The sequence below is a fragment of the Nocardioides ganghwensis genome (assembly GCF_014779655.1).
In the GTDB taxonomy this organism is placed as follows: domain Bacteria; phylum Actinomycetota; class Actinomycetes; order Propionibacteriales; family Nocardioidaceae; genus Nocardioides; species Nocardioides ganghwensis.
The window spans coordinates 49,342-70,765 of the sequence record NZ_JACXYX010000018.1 but is presented as its reverse complement, the minus strand read 5'-3'; the positions used below and the strand labels follow the sequence as shown (position 1 = coordinate 70,765).

Sequence of the window (21,424 nt, the reverse complement as noted above, 5' to 3'; positions counted from 1 at the left end):
TTCAGGCATCCGACAGGCGGGCGCGCAGCCCGCTGGCCCTCAGCGCCTGCCGCGCGATGGCCGCGCGCACCGCCGACTCCGAGCCGATGACCCGCACCTTGCGCTGCGCCCGGGTGACCGCGGTGTAGAACAGCTCGCGGGTCAGCAGGCGCGACTCCTCGTCGGGCAGCAGCACGGTGACCTCGTCGGCCTGGCTGCCCTGCGACTTGTGGATCGTCATCGCGTGCATCGTCTCGACGTCGCCCAGGCGCGAGGGCGCGAGGTCGAGCGAGCCCACGCCGGTCGCGATCGCGGCCCGCGGACCAGAGGGACCGGCCACGACCACGCCGGTGTCGCCGTTGTAGACGCCGAGCGAGTAGTCGTTGGACGACACCAGGATCGGGCGGCCGGGATAGGCCGCGTCGTGGACCGGCACGCCGGTCTCGGCGGTGAACCACTGCTCGATGCGACGGTTCCAGTGGCGTACGCCGAAGGGGCCGTCGCGGTGCGCGCACAGCAGGCGGTGCCGGTCGAGCGCGGCGAGCGCCCGCGCGGCGTCACCGGCCGCGGCCGCGTCGTGCACGGCGAGGGCGTGGGGCAGCACGGCCGACCGGATCGTGCCGGCGGGGTCGCCGTCGGCCACCCACTCGACGGCGTCGCCCCCGGACCGGAGCGCGTCGATGGCCGCGTCGGCGTCGCCGAGCCGCAGGGCCTCCGCCAGCCGGCCGATCTCGGCGCCGTAGCGGTGGGCGGTGCGCAGCGCGGCGACCGGGCTGTCGTCGCGGTGCTCGTAGCCGCGGACCAGGTCGGTCAGCACGGCACCGGCGTCGACCGAGCTGAGCTGGTCGGGATCGCCGACGAGCACCAGCCGCGCCTCGGGGCGTACGGCCTCCAGCAGCCGGGCCATCATCGTCAGCGACACCATCGAGGCCTCGTCGACGACGACGAGGTCGTGCGGGAGCCGGTTGCCGCGGTGGTGGCGGAAGCGGGTGCTGTTGCCGGGGTCCTGGCGCAGCAGCCGGTGCAGCGTCATCGCGGACACGTCGGCCAGCCGTGCCCGGTCGGCGTCGCCGAACCGGGCCGCCGAGGCGCGCACGGACTGCTCGAGGCGGGCGGCGGCCTTGCCGGTCGGTGCCGCGAGCGCGACGCGCAGCGCCACGCCGGACGCCTCCGCCTGCTCGACGAGCGCAGCCAGCAGGCCGGCCACGGCGGTCGTCTTGCCGGTGCCCGGACCGCCGGTGACCACGGTCGTGGCCCGGGTGGCCGCACTCCAGCAGGCAGCGCGCTGCTCGTCGGCCTCGGCGCCCGGGAAGACCCGGGCGAGGGACTCCTCCAGCAGGTCGCGGTCGACCACGTGCGCCACCAGCGCACGGGTTCGCAGGTCGTCGAGGACCTGCGTCTCCTGCTCGTGGTAGCGGTCGAGGTAGACCAGCCCGTGCTCGAGGTGCACCACCTCGGCGGCGACCAGGGGACTCGCCGAGACGGCGCTCGCCCAGCCGGCTGGCGCGGGCCAGGGGAGGTCGCGGTCCGGCAGCGAGCCCGGCACCGCGGCCAGGTCGAGGCAGACGGATCCGTGGCGTACGGCGCGCACGGCCAGCGCGACCGCGAGGAGCACCGCCTCGTCGCTCTCGCCCACCAGCCTGCCGAGGGCGGACGCGACGTGCACGTCGGCCGCGGTGAGCACGCCGGCCGTGTTGAAGGTCGCGAGCACGCCGGTCGCCGCGAGGGCGAGGTCGCGGTCATGGGCGTCGACCGGCTCGAAGACGTCGCTCACGGCACCGTCACCCCCGCGCGTACGCCGTCGAGCAGGTCGGACAGCTCCTCGACGAGGGCCACCGGCGGGCGCCACGAGAAGACGCCGCACGGCATGCCGTCGACGACGGGCGTGTCCGGCCCGCACATCCCCCGCAGGTAGAGGTAGAGCACGCCGCCGAGATGGGTCGCGGGGTCGTAGGCCGGGAGCCGCCACCGCAGGAAGCGGTGCAGGACCACGGTGTAGAGCAGGGCCTGGAGTGGGTAGTCGGAGTGCGCCATCGCCTCGTCGAGCATCTCGGGCCGGTAGTCGTGCGCGGTCAGCGGCTGGTCGACCGGACCCAGCCAGTTGGTCTTGTAGTCGACGGTCAGGAACCGCTGCGCACCGTCCACGTCGAGGCGCAGCACCACGTCGATCGACCCGGTGAGGTAGCCGCGCAGCGACTGCGCCGCCAGGTCGGGGTCGGCGTCGAGGGCGTCGGCGTAGACCCGCACGGCGTCGCCGTCGGGCAGGTGGCGGCGCAGGAGCGGCGCGAGGTCGCCGAGGCGTACGTCGGTGGCGGGCGCCGCCGTGTCGCCGCCGGCCAGCGGCACCTCGAAGTCGAGCTCGCGCAGCCGGTCGGGCAGTCCCAGCGACAGCAGGGTCCGGTCGGCGGCCAGCGGGCCGAGCGGGCTGCTGCAGACCGCGACGAGGGCGTCGGCCAGCTCGTCCGGGTCGAGCTCGACCGGCCACCACACGAGCTGCTCGTCGATGAGCCGCAGCAGCTCGCCGCGGAAGTCGTCGGCCGCCGGGTCGGCGTGCTCGAGCACGGCGTGCACGAGCGAGCCGAACGTGGCGCCCACCGGCAGCGTCGCCATCGGCGACGGCACGGACGCCGCGGCCGGGAGCGCGGTCGCGGCAGCCGCGTCGCCCAGGTCCTCCGCCGAGACGGTCGAGTCCTCGTCGGGCACGTCCTCGGGCTCCGACAGCGACGCCGCGGCCGCGTGCGACGCGCTGGCCGCGGACAGCGAGGAGTAGGAGGTGCGGCGCCAGGCGGTGTCGACCGACCGGGTGAACGCTCGCACGGCGAGGTCCTCGGTCGAGCGCTGCAGGGGGGTGGGGTCGGGCGGGACGAGGGTCGCGAGCTCGACGCTCGGACCACCGGCGTCCTGCCAGGCCGCCAGGATCGTCGTGAGGCGGTCCTCGTCGACCAGCGCCTGGCTGTCGGGGACGGGGGCCATGCCGGGCCGCCGGCCGAACAGGACCCGGTGCAGCGGGGAGTCGGGGGTGTTGCGCTCGGCCGCGGCGTACCAGGCGACGACCTGCGACTGCGCGCGGGTCATCGCGACGTAGAGCAGTCGCAGCGACTCACCGGCGTCCTCGCGCCAGTGCCGGGCCACCGCCTCGCGGCGGAAGGCGCTCGGGCCGCCGACGTCGCGGCAGCGCTGGCCGTCGTCGTCGTGGTAGAGCGGGACGACGGGCTCGCGCCCGGTGTAGCGGTTCCAGAGGGTCGGCAGGTAGACGACGGGGTACTGCAGGCCCTTGCTGCCGTGGATGGTGACCAGCTGGACGGCCTCGGCGTCGGAGTCGAGGCGCCGGGTGCGCTCGGAGGCGACCTCGAGCTTGTCGTCCGCGACCTGCTCGCGCAGCCACGCGAGCAGGCCCACCAGGCCCAGGCGCTCCTCGGTCGAGACCCGCAGCAGCGACTCCCCGATGTGGCGCAGGTCGGTGAGCGTCCGCTCGCCGCCGACGCGGGCCAGCACCCGCGCGGTCAGGCCCTCGGCAGCGGCGACCTCGACGACGGCGGCGACCCCGCGCTCCGTGAAGACGTCGGCCAGCTGGCGTACGCGGTCGGCGAGCCGGTCGGTCAGGTCGTCGCCCCCGGCGTCGAGCGACGCCGCGGTGTGGCCGAAGAAGGAGGTGAGCGCCGCGGCGCGGACGCGGTCGGCGCGGTGCGGCTGCTCGAGGGCCTCGAGCAGGGCGACCCACTCCCCGGCCGCGGGGGTGTGGAAGACGGACCCGCCGGCGTTGACCACCGACGGCACCCCCACCTGCGCGAGCGCGTGCTGGACGGCGTCGAGCTCGTTGCGGCGGGCGGCGAGGACCGCGATGTCGCCAGGCCTCAGCTCGCGGCCGTCGAAGGTCGGCCGCGACTCGATGAGCCGCCTGACGTCGTGGGCCGTGTCGGTGATGACGTGGTCGCGCCACAGCGCCACCGGCGGCTTGGAGCGCGGGCCCTTGCCGAGCTCGGCCCGCCGCACGACCCGCAGCCGGAAGGGCGCGCCGGCCCCCTGCAGTCGGGACGACGTGCGGTGCGCCTGGACCGGGTGCACGACGATCCGCTCGTCGCCGAGCCGGGCGCCGCGCAGGACGGCGTGGACGGAGTCGAGCAGCGGTCCGTCCGAGCGCCAGTTGACGCCGAGGGTCTGGACCGTCGTCGCCGTCTCCGAGGCCTGGAGGTAGGTGACGATGTCGCCACCGCGGAAGGCGTAGATCGCCTGCTTGGGGTCGCCGATCAGCACCATGGTGGTGGTCTCGGAGAAGGCCCGCTGGAAGACCTGCCACTGCACCGGGTCGGTGTCCTGGAACTCGTCGATCAGCACGAACTTCCACCGGTGCTGCATGCGGCGCCGGGCCGCGGCGGTGGTGTCCTCGAGCGCGTCGGCGAGCTGGCTGAGGAGGTCGTCGTAGCTGAGGATCCCGAGCCGGCGCTTGCGGCGCTCGACCTCCTCGAGCACCTCGGTGGCGAAGCGCACCCGCATCGCGGCGGCCGAGTCGGGTGAGGCGGTGAGGGCCGCGGCGGGCTCGACGACGGCGCGCGGGTCGCCGACGACCGTACGCGCCAGCTCGAGCGCGGCGGCACGCGTCCAGGGCGGCTTCTCCTCCTGCCCGAACCGGGCGAGGTAGAGGTCGTCGACGGTCTCGGTGGTCAGCTGCTCGAGGTCCTCGACGAGGGTGGCGGCGGCGTCGGTGTCGCCCGCGACGCCGAGGCTGCGCAGCACGAGCTGGCAGAACTGGTGGATCGTCGCGATGGTGGCGGCGTCGAACGACACCAGTGCCGCGGTCAGCCGGTCGAGGCGGCGGGCGACCTCGTCCGCGGTCGCGTCGAGCAGCCAGGCGTGCAACCGGTTGTCGGGGTCGCGGAGCGCCGGGTCGGCCAGCAGCTGGACCGCCTCGTCGAGCTGGCGGCGTACGCGCTCGCGCAGCTCCTGGCTCGCGGCCCGGGTGAAGGTGACGACGAGCATCTCGTCGAGTCGCACCTCGCCTGAGGCGACCTGCTTGGCCACCAGCGCCGCGATGGTCCAGGTCTTGCCGGTGCCGGCGCTGGCCTCCAGCAGGGTCGTGCCGGGATGGAGGTCGGCGGCGATGTCGAAGGTGTCCATCACAGGCCCCTGATCGTCTCGTGGCCGCCGTCGATGAGCGGGCTCCAGAGCCGCCACGCGTAGTGGCCGAGGCGGTGCGGCCCGTCCTCACCGTCGCGGACGCCTGCAGCCAGCAGGTCGTAGTCGGCGGCCTCACCGAAGGCGCGTACGTGCCACACGTCCGCGTCCTCCTTGGGGAACCCCGAGTCGTTGAAGCGGGGCGTCTCCCACTCCGCGCGCGCCCGTACGTCGGGGTCGCCGTCGCTGCCCGCCCGGACGCGGCGGGACTCCTCGGCCCAGGCGAGCGACGTCCTCACCGGGAGCGGCAGCGGCTCGCAGCGGCCCGCGTCGTAGAGGGCGACCAGGTCGCGCAGCCACTGCTCGGCCTCGTGCTGGGCGAGCGGCCCGACCTGCTGCACCTGCCCGCCCGAGCGGTGCTTGCCGATGGTGTGCACGGTCCAGTTCTCGTCGGGCAGGCCGGCGCCCAGGGCGAGGGCGTTGATCCACGAGGCGAGCCGGTGCTTGGCGCCGAGGTTGGAGAACGAGACCGCGACCGCCCGGTTGCCCCACACGTCGCCGACGGTGCCGGAGAGCCGGCGTCCGCCACCGAGGTCGATGTCGACGTCGAGGGTGCGCCGCGGCCCGCTGCGCAGCGACTGCGCCGTCTCGACCAGCGGCTTGACGTTGCCCACGATCTCGCGCAGCACGCCGACGCCGAGTGCGGCGGGCGGGAGGGACCCGCTGAGCTGCTCGACCAGCATGGCGTCCCGCGGGTCGGCCCCGGACATCACGTTGGTGACGATGCGGTCGCCGATGGCCCACTTGTCCAGACCGTCGAGGCTGATCGGGATCGCGTCCTCGACCTCGTCGGCGTCGTAGGGGCGCGCGATCCGCAGCCGCCGGAAGAAGCCGCGCACCGGGTGGGCGAAGAAGTCCTGGAGGTCGGCCAGCGAGACGTCCCGCGGCGTCGGGTCCGGGGCCGGCAGGGGCGTCGGCACGAGCACGGTGACCGGCTCCCGCTCGCCTCGCGCGGCGGTGGCGCCGGCCAGCGCGAGGCGGTCGAAGGTGAACGGGTCCGACCCGCGCAGCGCGCCGACGACGAAGTTGGCCTCGTCGAACGGCTGCAGCGGGTGGTGGGTCAGCACGTGGTCGCGCACCGGCTCGGCCACCGTGCGGTCGAGCGCGTCGAGCAGCTCGCCCAGCGGCACCGCCGGCGGACGCTCGGAGCCGGTGTGCTCGCCCCGGCCGGTGTAGGTGATGACGAGCTTGTCGGTGGCCGCGACGATCGCGTCGAGGAACAGCTGCCGGTCCTCGGCGCGGAGGTCGCGCTCGCCCGTGCGGGGTCGCCGGGCCAGCACGTCGTCGCCGTCGACGGTGGACACCCGCGGGAACACACCGTCGTCGAGGCCGACCAGGCACACGACGCGGTGGGGCACCGACCGCATCGGCACCATCGTGCAGACGGTGAGGGTGCCGGTGCGGAAGTTGGCGCGCGTGGGCCGGCCGCGCAGCCGCTGCTGGAGGAGGGCGCGTACGTCGGCCTGCCGCAGCAGGGTGCCGGAGTCGCCCGCGCCGGCGGCGATCCGCGCCACCTCGCGGTCGAACTGCGCGACCTGCCAGACCTCGGTCAGCGGCGTCGACGTGAGCCGGTGCACGGCGTCGGACAGGGCGGTGGTCCAGTCGGTCACCGTCCTCGCACGCTCGGCGGACTCGACGAAGGCGTGGATGCGCTCGACGAGCTCGGCGAAGCGCCCGACGAGGTCGAGGTCGCCGTCGCTGACGTCGTCGACGGGGACGGTGCCGGACACGTGGCGGTGGTCCAGGCCCGACATGGCCGCCCCCAGCAGCACCCGTCGCATCCCGGTGACCCACGTGTTGGCGTCGAGGCCGCCCAGCCCGAAGGCGCCGCGCTGGTCGCCGTCGTAGCCCCACCGCACGCCGCTGACGTCGACCCAGTGGGTGATGCGCTCGAGCTCCTCGTCGCCGAGGCCGAACCGCGCCCGCACCGGGTCCGCCCCGGCGACGTCGAGCACCTGGCTGGCCGTCATCCGGCCCCGGACGAGCCCCACGAGCTGGGCCGCGAGGGCGAGCAGCGGGTTGGTGGCCGCGAGCGACCGGTCGGCGAGGCGTACGCGCAGCTGGTGGCCGGGGTGCCCGGCGCCGTCGCCGGCGACGTCGGGCATGCCGAACGACGCCGAGATCAGCGGCGCGTAGGTCTCGATGTCGGGCACCATCACGAGGATGTCGCGCGGCTCGAGCGACGGGTCGTCCTCCAGCAGCCCGACGAGCACCTCGCGGAGCACGTCGACCTGCCGGGCCGCGCCGTGGCAGGCGTGCACCTGGACCGAGTCGTCGCCCGTGCGGGGCGTGCCGCGGGCGGCGCGCTCGCCGGCGTCGGGCGCGCGGTTGGCGCGGAGGTCGTGCTGGAGCAGCCCCAGGAGCGTGTCGGGGGCGACCGGGACGCGGCCGGCCGACTCGGCGGGCAGGTCGCCGAGGGTCCGGCGCAGCTCGCGCGAGTCGCGACCGAGCGACCCGAGCAGCGGGTGGCCGACGACGTCGGCCGAGGTGTCGCTCGACCGTGGCACCTGCCCCTCGCGGGCGGCCGGCTCCAGCGCCGCCCACAGCGCGGTCGAGGCCTGCGGCAGCCACAGGTGCACGTCGCGCAGCGTGCCCAGCGCGGCGAGCAGCGACACCTCGGTCTCGGGCAGGCGGGTGTGGCCGAACAGCGACAGGCGCGAGGGCAGGTCGAGGTCGTCGCCGCCGGCGCACAGCCGCTCGAGCGTCTGCGCGTGGCGTACGTCGGGCGGGGGAGCGGGCACCTCGTCGAGCAGCCGCCGCCACAGCCCGGCCTGCCACACCAGGTCGGGGTCGAGGTCGGCTCCGGTGCCGTCGCGGTCGCGCCCCTCGCGCCAGTCGGTCAGCAGGGCCGGCCGCTGGACGGCGTAGGAGGAGAACAGCCCGGCCAGGCGCCGCGCGACGGCGTAGCGACGGGCCGAGCGGTCGTCACCGGGGTCGCCGCCCCCGAGGTGGCGGGTGAGGTCATCGAAGCCGGCGGTGCCCATCACGTCGTCGATCACCGCGAGCAGCGGCCAGGCGAGCCGGTCGGGGCTCCAGGGGTCCTCTGCGTCGCGGTCGAGCAGCATCGAGACCAGCGAGTGGGGTGTCACGAAGCCGACGCCGGCGCACACGCCGTCGCCGCGGTCGCCGACGCCGAGCCGGTGGGAGAGCCGCTGGGTGAGCCAGCGCTCGACCCCGCGGGCCGGCACGACCACGACCTCGCGGGCGAACGGGTCGGGCAGGGGAGTGACGAGCAGGTCCGCCAGTCCGTCGGCGAGCGCGTCGGTGCGCTCGGCGGTGTGCAGGTGGAGGCTCACGGCGCCCACCCTATGAGCGCCGACCGACATCACCGGCCGGGACCGGCCGGGACCAGCCGGTGGCGAGCGGCCGCGGTCAGCGGACGTAGAAGTAGACCGCCGCCAGGAGGGCGAGCGCCAGGATGATGCCGACGACCGCCCCGGTCACCATGACCGGCCGGCCGCTCTGGTTCGTGGGGTCGAGGTGATCGGGGTCGCGGTTCATGGGGAGCCCGTACCCCTCGCCGGTGCCGTCATGCACCGGCGAGGGCGGGACGGGCCCACCGGGCAGTCAGCCCTTGAAGGCGTCCTTGACCTTCTCGCCGGCCTGCTTGAGGTTGGCGCCGGCCTGGTCGCCCTTGCCCTCGGCCTCGAGCTTCTCGTCGTCGGTGGCCTTGCCCGTGGCCTCCTTGGCCTTGCCCTTCATCTCGTCCGTCTTGTTGTCGATCTTGTCGTCGAGACCCATGTCGTTTCCTCCTGTGAGGTCGGTGCGGACCGGGTGGCCCGCTCTCCAACCTGCCACGCGGGTGCGCGGTCAACGACACCCGTGCGGGTGGGCAGGGGCCCTCAGGAGGAGGGCAGCGACGTCGGGCGGGGGGTGTCGGTGGCGGCGAGCTGCGCGCGAGGACGCTCGGGCGGCGGGGTGTGCTCGATCTCGTCGGCGCGGAGGGCGTCCATGCGCCAGATGACCGCACACCCCACGATCGCGACGATGATGGCGGCAGTGCTGATGAGGATCACGCTGACCATGGGAGTCTCCTGACGTCCGGGGGTGGGCTGGATGAAAACCTCTACACACCTGTATAAGTTATTCCTGCACACCTGACAAGGGGTGTGGCAGTTCTTCTCGAGGAGGGTCGTCATGTCGGAGGGCTTCAGCATCGGTGTCCTGGCGGCGCGCGCCGGGGTCACGCCCGGGACGCTGCGCACCTGGGAGAACCGGTTCGGCTTCCCGAGCGGCGAGCGCTCGCCCTCGGGCCACCGCCGCTTCACCGACGCCGACGTCGAGCTGGTCCGGCGGGTGCTCGAGGTGCGCGACGGCGGCCTCCCGCTCCAGGTCGCGATCGACACCGTCGTCCGCGACCGGGACGTCGCGGACGAGCGCTCGGTCTTCGCGGCCGCAGCGGCGGCGGCCCCCGGCGTACGTCCGCTCCGGTTCGGCCGTCGCGCCCTCATCGCCGCGTCCCACGCGGTGGAGGACGAGTGCCTCGCCCGCGGCGACCGCGCCGTCGTGCTCGGCGCCTTCCAGCTCGGGCACCGCTACGCCTCCTCGCGACACCGCTGGGAGGAGCTCGGCCGGACGGCTGCCTGGGCGGCCGTCGTCGCGGACTTCGACGAGGACACGCCGGCCGACCTCACCGCGTCGCCGGTCCGGTGCCAGCTGCCCGGCGACTCCCCCCTGCGCCGGGAGTGGGCGGTCGTCTGCCTCGGCGACTCGTACGCCGCGCTGGTCGCCGCGTGGGAGGTGCCGTCCGGCGCCGCGGAGCCGGCCTACGAGGCCGTCATCAGCACGCACCGCGCGGTCGCGGTCGCCGCGGCGCGCGTGCTCACGGGCGTCGTACGGAACGCGGGCGGGGAGGTCCCGGCGAGCGCCACGCGCCTGGTCGACGCGGTGCGTCCCGCGCCTGCCACCTCATCGGTCGACGCCGACCGCACGTGGCTGCGCGCGCTCGCCGAGATGGGGTCGGCGCGCTGATCGGTCAGTGGTTGCGGAGCGCGTCGATCAGCTCGGCCTTCGACATCGACGAGCGACCCTCGATGTCGAGCTCGGCCGCACGCTCGCGCAGCTCCTCGACCGTCCGGTCCTCGTAGTCGCTCGCCTCGCCGCCGCGCTCGCCCACCTTCGACCGGCCCTGTGCGGCGGCGGCGTTGGCGATCCGCGCCGCCTTCTCCTTGCTCGCCCCGTCGTCGCGAAGCGCCTCGTACACCTCGGGGTCCTTCACCGACGGGCCCGGGTCTGCCTTCTTCTTCTCGGCCATGCCTCCCACGGTGCCACCCGACGCACGGTGGCTCCTCACCCGTGAGGGGGTGGGCAGTCCGCGCCGGCCGAGTAGCGTCCGGGGGATGTCCGCACGAACCCGAGACGAGACGCCCCAGGAGCGGGCGGACCGCAACTGGAACGAGCTGCTGCAGGAGCTGCGCGTCAGCCAGACCGGCGTGCAGCTCCTGGCCGGGTTCCTGGCGACGCTGCCGTTCCAGTCACGCTTCGAGGCGCTCGACGCCTTCCAGCGCGGGTGGTACGTCGGGCTGCTCGCCCTGGCCTTCGCCACGGTAGGGGTGACGCTGACGCCCGTGGCGATCCATCGCCGGGTCTTCCAGGAGGACTCCAAGCCCGAGCTCGTCCGGGCCGCCCACCGGCTGACGGCGGCGGCGCTCGGGCTCATCGCCCTGCTGATGGCCGGCATCCTCTTCCTGGTGGTCGACGTGGTGTACGACCGCGCGTGGGCCGCGGCGATGGGCGTCGGCGCCCTGGGTGTCCTGGCCGTGCTGCTGGTGCTGCTGCCGCACCGGGTGGCGAGCGACTAGCCGGGCTGGCGGTCCAGGCAGGAGCGCAGCTGGTCGACGGTCTTCCGCGCGAGGACCGGCAGGTAGGCCTGCACCAGCGGCGAGGCGAGGCGCGAGACCCCGGAGAAGCCCATCCGCGCGGTGTAGGTGACCTCCGACCCCGCACCCGAGGCGCGGACCTCGAAGATGTCGTGACCCTCGAACTGCTCGTTGGTGCCGCGCAGGTGGACGAGGGTGGGCGGGACGAGCTCGACGGTCGTGTACGCCACCTCGACCTCGCGGCCGAGGAAGGACGAGACGTTGCGGTACGTCGTGCCGACCCCGCCGTCGCCGCCGGTCCGCTCGCAGGTCCTGGTGCCCGGGTCCCGGGCCTCCGCGTTGCGGAAGTCGGCGAGGTAGGCGTGGGCCGCCTCCGGCGGGGCGGTGGTGGTGAAGGTGCGCGTGATCGACGGCATGGGATGGACGCTAGCGAGCGCCTCCAACGGGCTCCGCCGGCCGAGCACCTACCTACGGGCGGTGTGGTTTGTCCATGGTTTGTCCTATGTTGGGGGCATGGCCAAGAAGACGACAACCACCAGCACCCCGGTCACCAGCGACGCCGACGCGCCGCTCACGGTGCCGGGCCTGACCACCAAGACGGGCCACGCAGTCGCCGAGGCCCTCCAGATGCGCGTCCACGCGCTCAACGACCTCGCGCTGACGCTCAAGCACGCGCACTGGAACGTCGTGGGTCCGCACTTCATCGGCGTGCACGAGATGCTCGACCCGCAGATCGACGGGGTGCGCGACATGGTCGACGTCCTCGCCGAGCGCATGTCGACCCTCGGCGTGCCGCCCAACGGGCTGCCCGGCGCGCTGGTCGCGGCTCGCACGTGGGACGACTACGACCTCGACCGCGCCGACACGGCCGCCCACCTCGCCGCGCTCGACCTCGTCTACAACGGCGTCATCGAGGACCACCGCGCCGCGATCGAAGCGGTCGGCGACGACCCCGTCACCGAGGACGTCCTCATCGGCCAGACCGCCGACCTCGAGCAGTTCCAGTGGTTCGTCCGCGCCCACCTGCAGGGCACGAGCGGCGCGCTGGTCACCGAGGACGCGCAGAGCGAGGTCGGCGCGGCGCGCAAGGCCTCCCGCAAGCGCTGACCCGCGCGGGTCGCGACCCCTAGAGTCGGCGCATGGCCCGCTACGGCGCACAGTTCGGTCCCGACATCACCTTCCTGGGCGTGCCCGCCTGCGACCTCGACGACGAGTCGACGTACGCCGGCGCGGACGTCGTGGTCGTGGGGGCGCCGTTCGACGGGGGCACCTCGCACCGTCCCGGCACCCGGTTCGGGCCGCAGGCCATCCGGATGACCGACTACCTGCCCCACGACGGGTCGCGGCCCTCGCTGGCGCTGCGCACCGACGGCCTCCAGGACCTGCGCGTGCTCGACGCCGGCGACGTCGAGCTGCCGCCGGGCGACATCGAGACCACGCTCGGCCGGCTCGAGGCCGCGGTCGAGAAGGTGGCCCGCGTCGGCGCGATCCCCGTCGTGCTGGGCGGCGACCACTCCATCGCCTACCCCGACGCCAAGGGCGTCGCCAACGTGCTCGGCCACGGGCGCGTGTCGATGATCCACTTCGATGCGCACGCCGACACCGGCGACATCGAGTTCGGGTCGCTCTGGGGCCACGGCCAGCCGATGCGCCGCCTCATCGAGTCCGGCGCGCTGCGCGGTGACCGCTTCCTCCAGATGGGACTGCGCGGCTACTGGCCCGGGCCCGAGACGCTGGACTGGATGGCCGCGGAGCGGATGCGGTCCTACGAGATGACCGAGATCGTCCACCGCGGCCTGGAGGAGTGCCTCACCGAGGCCTTCGGCATCGCCACCGACGAGTGCGACGGGGTCTTCCTCTCCGTCGACATCGACGTCTGCGACCCCGGCCACGCTCCCGGCACCGGCACGCCCGAGCCCGGCGGGCTGACCGCCCGGCAGCTGCTCGACTCCGTACGCCGCATCTGCCTCGAGCTGCCGGTGGTCGGTGTCGACGTGGTCGAGGTGAGCCCGCCCTACGACCACGCCGACATCACCGCGGCGCTGGCCAACCGGGTCGTCCTCGAGGCGTTGTCGGCCATCGCCCGCAGGCGGCGCGACGAGCGCGACGGCACGACCTGGGACCCGGCCCGGCCGCTGCTGGACCGGTAGGGGCTCAGCCCCAGCGCCCCGTGCCCGGCGGGCCGGCGTCGCCCGGGCGTCCGTCCTCGCGCCTCGCCTCGGCCTCCCGGTCGGCGGCCACGGCGTCGGTCTCCTCTCCCTCGGTCAGGGCCTCGATCTCGGAGTCGTCCGTCCGTTCCTCGCCGACGCGGTCCATCAGCGCCTCGCGTTCGTCGTCGCTGAGCCTGGCCAGGCCCTGCTCGAGGTTGGCCATGTTGCGGTCGGCCATCGCCCAGAAGGACGGGTGCTCGAACATCCGCCGGACGCTCTGGCGACCGGCGAGGATGTCGTGGCAGAGGTGACGGAGGTCGGGGTCGTCCGTGCGGCGGGAGATGACGGCGACGTCGGCGCGCAGCTGTCGGGCGGCGCGCTCGTCACCGTGTGCCATCGCGTCGATGGCGGAGAAGTCGTTCACGTCGGAGGTCCTCCGGGCTCAGGACTGCGAGCTGTTGGCGTAGGGGGCCGGTGGGAAGGTCGACGCGACGTCCTGGTCCATGAACGCCTGGTCGATCCAGAGCACCAGGCCCAGGAACGACTCGACGACGAGCGTCACGCCGGTGCACGCCTTGATGAACGCCGCGACCGCGTCCTTGGTGGTCCACACCTGGTAGGCGCCGATCAGGCTGACCAGCACGTTGATGCCCGGCACAGTGGACAGGCAGCCCGCCGCTGCGAGGGAGGCCACGCACATGAGGATCTTGTCGATCGCGATGGCGAGCAGGCTGCTCAGCACGGTGGCGATCTGCGCGCACGCCTGCACCAGCTCGGCGTACTTCTGCCCCAGGTCGTCGAGCTCTCGCGCATGGGCCTCCAGCGCCGTGGCCAGCTGGGAGAAGTAGAGCTGCGCCTCGTCGGCGGCGTTGCCTGTCCAGTCCTGGAGCATCGCGCCGAGCCCGGTGTTGATCGCGTCGGCCGCCGCGCGCTCGAAGTCGGCGAGCGCCTCGGCCGCGTGCCCGGCCTGCGCGAGCTCGCCGTAGTTCCCCGTCACGGCCTTCGTGAGGCTCGCCATCGGGTCGAGGCCGAAGAGGGACGCGATCTTGAGGGCAGTGCCGGCGATGGAGATCCAGCCGGCCTTGTCCATCACCCAGTGCACCGGGTCGGGGATGCTCGCGTCGCTCGAGGGAACCCCGGACAGGCGCGACGTCGGGTCGGTGACCCTGCCGTTCGAGGAGGGGATGTCCGACAGCGGCGGGACGGGGCCGAGCCGGCCGTCCCACAGACCGTCGGCCCGGGCGTTCTGGGCCTCGTCGGTCGTGCGGTAGTCCCGGGCGGACGCGACCAGCGCTGCTGCCGACTGCTCGAGCAGGAGCTCGATCTCGGGCATCGCCCGCTCCAGCCGCGCCACGACGCTCGCGTTGGCCCTGTAGACCTCCTCGAACAGGTCGCTCGAGTCGTACGGGACCGAGGAGTAGCTCGACACGTAGCCGGCCGCTGTCGTGCCGAACGCGCTGGCCAGGTTGACGTCGTGCCCCCCGTCGCCCAGCACTCCGGCGTACTGGTCGAGGGATCCGGGGATGACTCTGAACGCAGGCATGGGTCCTCAGGGAGTTTGGCGGGTGTGGCGTGGTGGCACCATGCCCATGTGCCACATGACGCAAACACCCTCATCGGTCGTCCGCACTGGTCGGAGCGCTGGGCCTTCCTCGCCGGCGGCGCGCTGCTGCTGCTCGTCGGGCTCGGGAGCGTCGCCTGGAAGCAGAACCCGTGGGGCCTCGCCTTCCTGGCCGTGGGTGCGGTCACGCTGCTGGAGCTCCGGCGGTGCGTGGTGGTGCGCGAGGGAGAGCTCCGTGCCCAGGGCCGCTTCGCGAGCCGTACGGTCCCGCTGTCGAGCCTGCAGCAGGTGGCGGTGTCGCCGTTGGCCGAGGTGTGGGTGCAGCCCGGCTCGGAGCGGCCGTTCTACCTCCACATGGTGAACCGCCTCGCCACCGGTTCCGGAGCGGGCGTGTGGGAGTTCCCGATCCGACTGCGTGAGCTGGCCGCCGCGGACGGCGCGCAGCTCGACGCATGGGGGCCCGACGAGACCATCGCGCCGCCCGAGGACATCCGGCCGGTGTTCAGCCGCTGACCGACGGCTCGCCTGCCGCGCGCGCCGCGTGCTCCCGCTCTGCCCCGGGCGGATCCGCCCCGGGCAGAACGCCCTGTGGCGACGGCCCGGGCGGCGCCACGCTGGGTCCATGAGCACCCACACCACCCCTGACCGCATCGAGGACGAGCTGGTCCGCCGCCTCATGCACCGACGCATCATCGTGCTGGGAGAGGAGCTCGGCGAGCGCAACGGCAACCGGTTGATGCACCAGCTGCTGCTGCTGTCCGCCGAGGACCCCCGCGCCGACATCAGCCTCTGGATCAACTCCCCGGGCGGGTCGGTCTCCGCGATGCTGGCCATCCACGACGTGATGCGCCTGGTGCCCAACGACGTCAGCACGATCGCCATGGGCATGGCGGCCAGTGCCGGGCAGTTCCTCCTCTCCGCGGGCACACCCGGCAAGAGGTACGCCCTCCCGCACGCCCGCGTCCTGCTCCACCAGGGCTCGGCCGGGATCGGTGGCACGGCCGTCGACATCGAGATCCAGGCCGACGACCTCCGCCACACGCGCGACACCGTCCTCGGCCTCATCGCCGAGCACACCGGCCAGGACCGCGACACCGTCGAGCGCGACTCCCGGCGCGACCGGTGGTTCAGCGCCGAGCAGGCGCTCGCGTACGGCTTCGTCGACCAGCTGGTCACCAGCATCGACCACGTCGCGCCCGGGCGGTCGCACGCCCTCGGGCTGGCTGGTGTGCGATGAGCGGCTACCCGATCCCGTACGTCGTCCAGCAGACCCCGCGCGGCGAGCGCACCCTCGACCTCTACTCCCGGCTGCTGTCCGAGCGCATCGTCTACCTCGGCACCGAGATCGACGACGGGGTGGCCAACGCGGTGATCGCGCAGATGCTGCACCTCGCCTCGGAGAACCCCGAGCTGCCGCTCAGCCTCTACATCAACTCACCGGGCGGCTCGATCTCGGCGAGCCTCGCGATCTACGACGCGATGCAGTTCGTCAAGCCCCGCGTCGAGACCGTGTGCGTGGGCCAGGCGGCGTGGACCGCGGCCGTGCTGCTGGCCGGCGGAGCGCCCGGCAGCCGGGCGATCCTGCCGCACGGCCGGGTGGTGCTCCACCAGCCCGCGACCCAGGGACGCGGCACCGTCCCCGACCTCATCCTCGAGGCCGACGAGGTCGCCCGGGTCCGGCTGGTGCTCGAGGAGATCCTCGCCGAGCACACCGGACGCACGACCGAGCAGGTGCGGCAGGACACCGACCGCACCCTGGTGCTCCCGGGGCAGGCGGCCGTCGACCACGGGATCGTCGACACCGTCCTGCGCGAGCAGGTGCCGGCGCTGGCGTGAGTCAGGCCGCGAGCGCCAGCGCGTCGGGTCGGGCCACGCGGGTGGCGAGCTCGCGCACGCCGAGGTCGAGGGCACCGGCGATGGCGTGGAGCATCTCCGAGGAGGGGTCCTTGAGCCCGCGCTCGACCTCGGAGAGGTACTGCACCGAGACGCCCGCCCGCCCGGCGACGTCGACCAGGCGCTCGCCGCGCTTCGTACGCTCGCGGTGCAGCTCGCGGCCGACGAGCTCGCGCCACAGGGGCTCGGGCGCCTCGACCGCCTCGTCGCCCGGTCGGTCGGGGAACCGCAGGATCTCGCCCATGCGCCGAACCTAGCCAGTCCGGTGCTGCCCGGCCCACTTGTTCCGCCCAGAGCAGAACTCAGGCAGTCAGCAGGGCGTCGACGACGGTGCGTGCCGCACGCTCCCGGTCGACGTCGACCACGACGTCGACCCACCGCCCGTCGGGTGTCTCGGTGAGGTGCTCGCCGACCATCCCCATGCGTCGCCGCTCCACGCGGAACAGGGTGGGGTGGGTGATCAGCACGAGGGCGCCCGCGTCGCCGACCAGGTGACCCCGCCGTACGGCGAGCAGCTCGCCGGCGAGCTGGGCCGCGGCACGGCCGGACGACCTGAGCCGCGCGACGTCGTCGGGCCGCACCGAGACCCGCTCGAAGACGTCGGCGACGTGGAGCGTGAGCGGGCGGCCAGCCGCCAGGACGCGCGCGGTGGCGCCGGGGTCGTGAGCGGCGTTGGGCTCGGCGGGTTCCCCGCCCCCGAGCTCACCGGCCACCAGGACGACGTCGTCGGCCATCGGAGCCAGCACGGCGAGGTTGGTCAGCGGAGCCAGGCCGACGAGGGTCACCGGACCGTCGGAGGCGACGGACCGGAGCAGGGACCGGGGTCCGTGCTCCGAGGGCGCGGCGCCGCGACGCACGCGTACGCCGCCCAGTCCGTCCGCACCGTGGTCGGTCGGTCCTTCGCGCGGACCGGACCCCGACAGGGTCCGGCCGGCACCGATCGCGACCGGTACGTGGTCGGCGCCCACGTGGGACAGCACGGCCGTGGAGTTGCGGGTCGCGACCTCGACCGGCACGTTGCCGGCCACCACCGTCACCCCGCACAGGTCGAGCGCCGGGCTGGCGGTCGCGTACAACAGGGCCAGGGCGTCGTCGATGCCGGTGTCGACGTCGAGCACGACTCGTCTCGCGCGGAGATCGCGTCGCACCGTCACGGCGTCAGGATAGGGACGGAGCGGCCCGGGACCTCGCCGGGACATCTGCCCGATGTCCCCGGGACACCGGGAGCCGCAAGGTCGAGCCATGACCACACACACCACCCCGTCCACCGTCCACTCCACCTCCTCGTCCGCCTCCCCGTCCGCCTCCCCGTCCGCCGCCACCCGCGACACCCGGCCCGTCGGCCGCGGCCGGCGCTCCCTGCTGGTCCTCACCGGCCTGCTGGCCTGCGCGATCCCGACCGTCTTCACCGTCACCATCACGGGCATGCTCGTCACGGGCACCGACTCCGACCACCGGTTCCACCAGCTCACGGGCCAGGGACTGATCCTGTGCGCCCTGTGGCTCCTGCCGATCCTGGTCCTGCTCCGCGCCGGCTGGCAGGGTCGTCGACCGAGCACCGCGGCGGGCCTGGCCCATCTCGTCCTGATGACCGCGGGTGCCGGGTGCGCCCTGGCGGCCCAGGGCGGGGGTGCGCCGGTTCTCATGGCGATGATCGGGATCCCCGGCGCGCTGCTGTGGGCGTCGCTGCCGCTGCGACCGCGGCTGCGCGTCCCGGTCCAGGTCGACCCGCTGCTCGCTCCGGTCGCGCTGGCCGCCAGCGCGGTGCTCCTGCCCTTCGCGGTCGACCAGGTCGCCCTCCAGAACGCGTCGACCACCGGCTACCACGCGGAGAACCCGCACTACTTCGACATGGCCTGGATCGCGATCACCCTGGCCGCCCACGCGCTGCTCGCCGCCCTGCTCCCCGCCGCCCGGGCGCTCGCGGTCGGCTTCGCCCCGGCGATGGTGGTCCTGGGCTCGGCTGGGCTCGCCCTCGGCGAGAGCACCCCCTGGTCGCTCTTCGTCCTGGCGTGCGGCGCCCTCGCCGGGGCCGCCTCGGCCGTCGTACGCCGCCAGGCCGCGCGGAACTGACCTCGCGCGGTGTCCGCCCGACTTACACTCCGCCACGTGCAGCCAGCGTCGCGACCCCGGTCACGTCCCGTGACCGCGGTCGCGGCGCTGGCCGCCGTTCCGGGCGTCGGCGGCGGGCTCCTGGCCCTCGTGCTCGCCGCAGTCCTCGACACGTGGGACCTCGCGGTGGCCGGCGAGGTCCCGGTCGACGTGGTCGTCGCCGTCTCCTACCCCGTCACGGCACTCGTCGTCCTCAGCTCACCGGCGCTGCGACGCGGGGGGCGCGCGCTCGCCTGGATCCTCATGGTCGCCGGAGCCTGCGCGGGGGTGGCTGCGCTGTCCACGGTGTGGGCCCAGGCGGCCACGGAGCCCTCGGTGGCCACCGGCGTCGCGGTCATGCTGCTGACGAGCATCTGGGCGCCGGGCTTCCTGTCGCTGCTGACGCTCGTCCCGCTGTTCTACCCCGACGGACTCCTGGCGGGCAGGCCGTGGCGGTGGGCGGCCGGGGCCGCCGGGGTCGGGCTGGTGCTCCTGACCGTGGGCCTGGCGATCCACCCGCTGACGTTCGAGGGCCGCACCGAGCTCACCAAGCCCGTCACCGACCTGACGGTGTCGCGGGGACTGACCTGGGTCGCCGTCGCGCTGCTCGTACCGGCCGGTCTCGCCGGTGTCGCCTCGCTGGTCGTGCGCCTGGTCCGGAGCCGGGGTCTCGCGCGCCGGCAGGTGCTCGTCCTCCTGGCAGCGGTCGGGGTGCTGATCGCGGTCACCCTCGCCCAGGGCCCGCTCCCGTCCCCGGTCGACATCCTCGCGCAGGCCTTCGCCGCGGCCCTCGTCCCGCTCGCGATCGGGGTCGCCATCACCCGGCACGGTCTCTACGAGATGGACGTCGCCGTACGCCGGGCACTGGTCGCCACCAGCCTGGGCACGTGCCTGGCCGGCGCCTACCTCACGCTGTTCGCGCTGCTCCAAGCGCTGCCGCAGCACCAGTCCGCGCTCAGCGCCGCCGTCGCAGCAGGCTTCACCGGCGCACTGATGCAGCCGCTGGCGAGGCGGCTGACCGCCGGCGTCGACCGGATGTTCTACGGCGACCGGGCCGACCCCTTCGCCGTGACCAGCGCGCTCGGCACCAGGCTCTCCGAGGCCGGCCTCGACGTCGCCCGGGTGCCGCAGCTGCTGGTCGACACGGTCGTGGAGACGCTGCGGCTACCCGGTGCCCTCGTGTGGTTGTCGGGCGACAGCATCGAGCGGCCGGTGGCCGCTGCCGGGACCACGGGCGACCAGCGCCCGGCCGCCTTCGAGCTGCGGCACCGGGGCGACGTGGTCGCGGAGCTCGACGTGTGGCCCCGCGCGGGCGAGCGCTCGCTGCACCCGCGTGACGAGGTGGTGCTGCGCGGCCTCGCCGACCAGGTGGCCCCGGCCGTGGCGGCGCTGCAGCTGCACCAGCAGCTCCAGCGCAGTCGCGAGGCCCTCGTCGCCGCGCGGGAGGACGAGCGTCTCCGCCTCCGGCGCGACCTGCACGACGGGCTCGGCGCCACGCTCGCCGGCGTACGTCTCCAGGTCGAGACCGCTCGGGACCTCGCCGAGCAGCCGGCGGTCGACCGCCTGCTCGACTCGGTCGGTGCCGGGGTGGCGCAGGCCGTCGCCGAGGTGCGGGCGATCACCGACGGCCTGCGACCGGCCGCGCTCGACGAGCTCGGCCTCGCGCGCGCCCTGTCCGCGCTCGTCGACCGCGTCCGTGCGCCCGGCCTCGAGGTCGAGGTCGAGATCGACGAGCACGTCACCGCCGACCCGGCCGTCGAGGTGGCGCTGCACCGCATCGCGGCCGAGGCGCTGGCCAACGCCGTACGCCACTCCGGGGCCACGGAGATCCGCCTCGACGTACGGGACGGCCCGCACGTCGAGCTGCGGGTCAGTGACGACGGCGTCGGCATGGCGGCCGCAGACGGCTCGACCACCGGCTCGGGCCTCGGCCTGGAGTCGATGCGGCAACGCGCCGAGGAGGTCGGCGGCACGCTCGACGTGCACACCTCCGACTCAGGCACCACCGTCCACGTACGTCTGCCGCACGCCGTAGGAGACCTCCGATGACCACCGTCCTGCTCGTCGACGACCACCCCCTGTTCCTCGACGGCGTCCGCGCGGCCCTCACCGGGGTGCCGGACGTGGAGGTCGTGGGTGAGGCGCACGACCGGCGCGAGGCCGTGGAGAAGGCCGCGGCCCTGCGCCCCGACGTCGTGCTGATGGACCTCAACCTCCCCGACGGCTCGGGCATCGACGCGACCCGCGAGATCCTCGCGACCGCGCCGGACACCGGCATCCTGGTGGTCACCATGTCCGCGGACGACGACGCCGTGGTCGCCGCCATGCGAGCCGGTGCGCGTGGCTACGTCGTCAAGGGCGCCGGCCGCGCCGACCTCCTCCACGCCGTGGCGACGGTCGCTGCCGGGGGAGCGGTCTTCAGCCCGGCCGTCGCGGCGCGGCTCGGCAGCTGGTTCAGCGGTCTCGCCGCCCAGCCCGGACGCGAGATGTTCCCCCAGCTCAGCGAGCGCGAGCGGGAGGTGCTCGACCTCGTCGCCCGTGGCTTCGACAACCGCAGGATCGCCCGCGAGCTCTTCCTGTCCGAGAAGACCGTGCGCAACAACGTCTCGGTGCTGCTCAGCAAGCTCGGGGTGGCCGACCGCGCCGAGGCGATCGCCCGGGGCAGGCGTGCGGGGTTGGGTCAGGATCCGGGGTGAGCCACCCTTGCTGCTCCGCTCCCAGCAGAACGGGTCGCTGACCTGCCGGTGCGGGTTAGTGTC

At 74.2% G+C, this 21,424-nt stretch carries 22 protein-coding genes; 10 read left to right on the top strand and 12 right to left on the bottom strand.

Annotated elements, in window-relative coordinates; genetic code table 11:
• Nucleotide 1: 1 nt before the first annotated feature.
• From recD to IEZ24_RS18350, 6 genes are all read right to left on the bottom strand, one after another.
• Nucleotides 2-1,753 (bottom strand): exodeoxyribonuclease V subunit alpha, encoded by a 1,752-nt coding sequence (gene recD, locus IEZ24_RS18370; RefSeq protein ID WP_191192881.1) that lies wholly within the window; start codon nt 1,751-1,753, stop codon nt 2-4.
• Nucleotides 1,750-5,094: a UvrD-helicase domain-containing protein gene (locus IEZ24_RS18365; protein ID WP_129456243.1), complete on the bottom strand. Its 3,345-nt coding sequence runs from the start codon at nt 5,092-5,094 to the stop codon at nt 1,750-1,752. The genes recD and IEZ24_RS18365 overlap by 4 nt, the downstream gene beginning before the upstream one ends.
• Nucleotides 5,094-8,447: an exodeoxyribonuclease V subunit gamma gene (gene recC / locus IEZ24_RS18360; RefSeq protein ID WP_129456244.1), complete on the bottom strand. Its 3,354-nt coding sequence runs from the start codon at nt 8,445-8,447 to the stop codon at nt 5,094-5,096. Before recC ends, IEZ24_RS18365 begins: the two co-directional genes overlap by 1 nt.
• 76 nt (nt 8,448-8,523) lie before the next feature.
• Nucleotides 8,524-8,652: a hypothetical protein gene (locus tag IEZ24_RS22150; protein ID WP_263575466.1), complete on the bottom strand. Its 129-nt coding sequence runs from the start codon at nt 8,650-8,652 to the stop codon at nt 8,524-8,526.
• A 66-nt stretch (nt 8,653-8,718) separates the two neighbouring features.
• Nucleotides 8,719-8,892, bottom strand: a complete 174-nt coding sequence (locus tag IEZ24_RS18355) for a CsbD family protein (RefSeq protein WP_129456245.1) — start codon at nt 8,890-8,892, stop codon at nt 8,719-8,721.
• Between the two features lie 101 nt (nt 8,893-8,993).
• Nucleotides 8,994-9,176, bottom strand: a complete 183-nt coding sequence (locus IEZ24_RS18350) for a hypothetical protein (RefSeq protein ID WP_129456246.1) — start codon at nt 9,174-9,176, stop codon at nt 8,994-8,996.
• A 112-nt stretch (nt 9,177-9,288) separates the two neighbouring features.
• Here IEZ24_RS18350 and IEZ24_RS18345 point away from each other — a divergent pair, with 112 nt between their 5' ends.
• The gene (locus IEZ24_RS18345; RefSeq protein WP_129456247.1) at nt 9,289-10,122 is read left to right on the top strand and encodes a DICT sensory domain-containing protein; all 834 of its coding nucleotides are present in this window, start codon (nt 9,289-9,291) and stop codon (nt 10,120-10,122) included.
• Between the two features lie 4 nt (nt 10,123-10,126).
• On the opposite strand, the gene IEZ24_RS18340 is transcribed toward IEZ24_RS18345, so the two are convergent.
• A complete protein-coding gene (locus IEZ24_RS18340) occupies nt 10,127-10,405 on the bottom strand; it encodes a DUF7218 family protein (protein WP_129456248.1) in 279 nt (92 codons plus the stop codon).
• 85 nt (nt 10,406-10,490) lie between these two features.
• Between IEZ24_RS18340 and IEZ24_RS18335 the strand changes: the two genes are divergently transcribed.
• On the top strand, nt 10,491-10,952 hold the full coding sequence (locus tag IEZ24_RS18335) for a DUF6328 family protein (protein WP_129456249.1): 462 nt from the start codon (nt 10,491-10,493) through the stop codon (nt 10,950-10,952).
• Here IEZ24_RS18335 and IEZ24_RS18330 read toward each other — a convergent pair.
• Nucleotides 10,949-11,386: an SRPBCC family protein gene (locus IEZ24_RS18330; RefSeq protein ID WP_129456250.1), complete on the bottom strand. Its 438-nt coding sequence runs from the start codon at nt 11,384-11,386 to the stop codon at nt 10,949-10,951. The two genes, IEZ24_RS18335 and IEZ24_RS18330, sit on opposite strands and share 4 nt — an antisense overlap.
• A 97-nt stretch (nt 11,387-11,483) precedes the next feature.
• Between IEZ24_RS18330 and IEZ24_RS18325 the strand changes: the two genes are divergently transcribed.
• Together IEZ24_RS18325 and speB are read left to right on the top strand one after the other, a co-directional pair.
• On the top strand, nt 11,484-12,077 hold the full coding sequence (locus IEZ24_RS18325) for a Dps family protein (protein ID WP_129456251.1): 594 nt from the start codon (nt 11,484-11,486) through the stop codon (nt 12,075-12,077).
• A gap of 32 nt (nt 12,078-12,109) precedes the next feature.
• Nucleotides 12,110-13,120, top strand: coding sequence for an agmatinase (speB, locus tag IEZ24_RS18320; RefSeq protein WP_129456252.1), 1,011 nt, complete (start codon nt 12,110-12,112; stop codon nt 13,118-13,120).
• A gap of 4 nt (nt 13,121-13,124) precedes the next feature.
• Here the strand turns inward: speB and IEZ24_RS18315 are convergent, their stop codons facing one another.
• Together IEZ24_RS18315 and IEZ24_RS18310 are read right to left on the bottom strand one after the other, a co-directional pair.
• Complete coding sequence (locus IEZ24_RS18315) at nt 13,125-13,544, bottom strand: hypothetical protein (RefSeq protein WP_129456253.1); 420 nt, start codon at nt 13,542-13,544, stop codon at nt 13,125-13,127.
• An 18-nt stretch (nt 13,545-13,562) separates the two neighbouring features.
• The gene (locus IEZ24_RS18310; RefSeq protein ID WP_129456254.1) at nt 13,563-14,663 is read right to left on the bottom strand and encodes a WXG100 family type VII secretion target; all 1,101 of its coding nucleotides are present in this window, start codon (nt 14,661-14,663) and stop codon (nt 13,563-13,565) included.
• 48 nt (nt 14,664-14,711) lie between these two features.
• Between IEZ24_RS18310 and IEZ24_RS18305 the strand changes: the two genes are divergently transcribed.
• The 3 genes from IEZ24_RS18305 (at nt 14,712) to IEZ24_RS18295 (ending at nt 16,517) form a co-directional block, all read left to right on the top strand.
• A complete protein-coding gene (locus tag IEZ24_RS18305; RefSeq protein ID WP_129456255.1) occupies nt 14,712-15,194 on the top strand; it encodes a hypothetical protein in 483 nt (160 codons plus the stop codon).
• A gap of 109 nt (nt 15,195-15,303) precedes the next feature.
• The gene (locus IEZ24_RS18300; RefSeq protein WP_129456256.1) at nt 15,304-15,918 is read left to right on the top strand and encodes a ClpP family protease; all 615 of its coding nucleotides are present in this window, start codon (nt 15,304-15,306) and stop codon (nt 15,916-15,918) included.
• Nucleotides 15,915-16,517, top strand: coding sequence for a ClpP family protease (locus IEZ24_RS18295; protein WP_129456257.1), 603 nt, complete (start codon nt 15,915-15,917; stop codon nt 16,515-16,517). Before IEZ24_RS18300 ends, IEZ24_RS18295 begins: the two co-directional genes overlap by 4 nt.
• 1 nt (nt 16,518) lies before the next feature.
• Here IEZ24_RS18295 and IEZ24_RS18290 read toward each other — a convergent pair whose 3' ends face one another.
• On the bottom strand, nt 16,519-16,818 hold the full coding sequence (locus tag IEZ24_RS18290; RefSeq protein WP_129456258.1) for a helix-turn-helix domain-containing protein: 300 nt from the start codon (nt 16,816-16,818) through the stop codon (nt 16,519-16,521).
• Nucleotides 16,819-16,876: 58 nt separating this feature from the next.
• Complete coding sequence (locus IEZ24_RS18285) at nt 16,877-17,728, bottom strand: nucleoside hydrolase (RefSeq protein WP_165356150.1); 852 nt, start codon at nt 17,726-17,728, stop codon at nt 16,877-16,879.
• 88 nt (nt 17,729-17,816) lie between these two features.
• On the opposite strand from IEZ24_RS18285, the gene IEZ24_RS18280 reads away from it, so the two are divergent.
• The 3 genes from IEZ24_RS18280 to IEZ24_RS18270 are packed head-to-tail and all read left to right on the top strand — an operon-like array spanning nt 17,817 to nt 21,361.
• Entirely contained in the window at nt 17,817-18,647 is an 831-nt protein-coding gene (locus tag IEZ24_RS18280; protein ID WP_129456260.1) for a hypothetical protein, read from the top strand.
• A gap of 36 nt (nt 18,648-18,683) precedes the next feature.
• A complete protein-coding gene (locus tag IEZ24_RS22450) occupies nt 18,684-20,714 on the top strand; it encodes a sensor histidine kinase (protein ID WP_129456261.1) in 2,031 nt (676 codons plus the stop codon).
• Nucleotides 20,711-21,361, top strand: coding sequence for a response regulator (locus IEZ24_RS18270; protein ID WP_129456262.1), 651 nt, complete (start codon nt 20,711-20,713; stop codon nt 21,359-21,361). The genes IEZ24_RS22450 and IEZ24_RS18270 overlap by 4 nt, the downstream gene beginning before the upstream one ends.
• Nucleotides 21,362-21,424 lie beyond the last annotated feature (63 nt).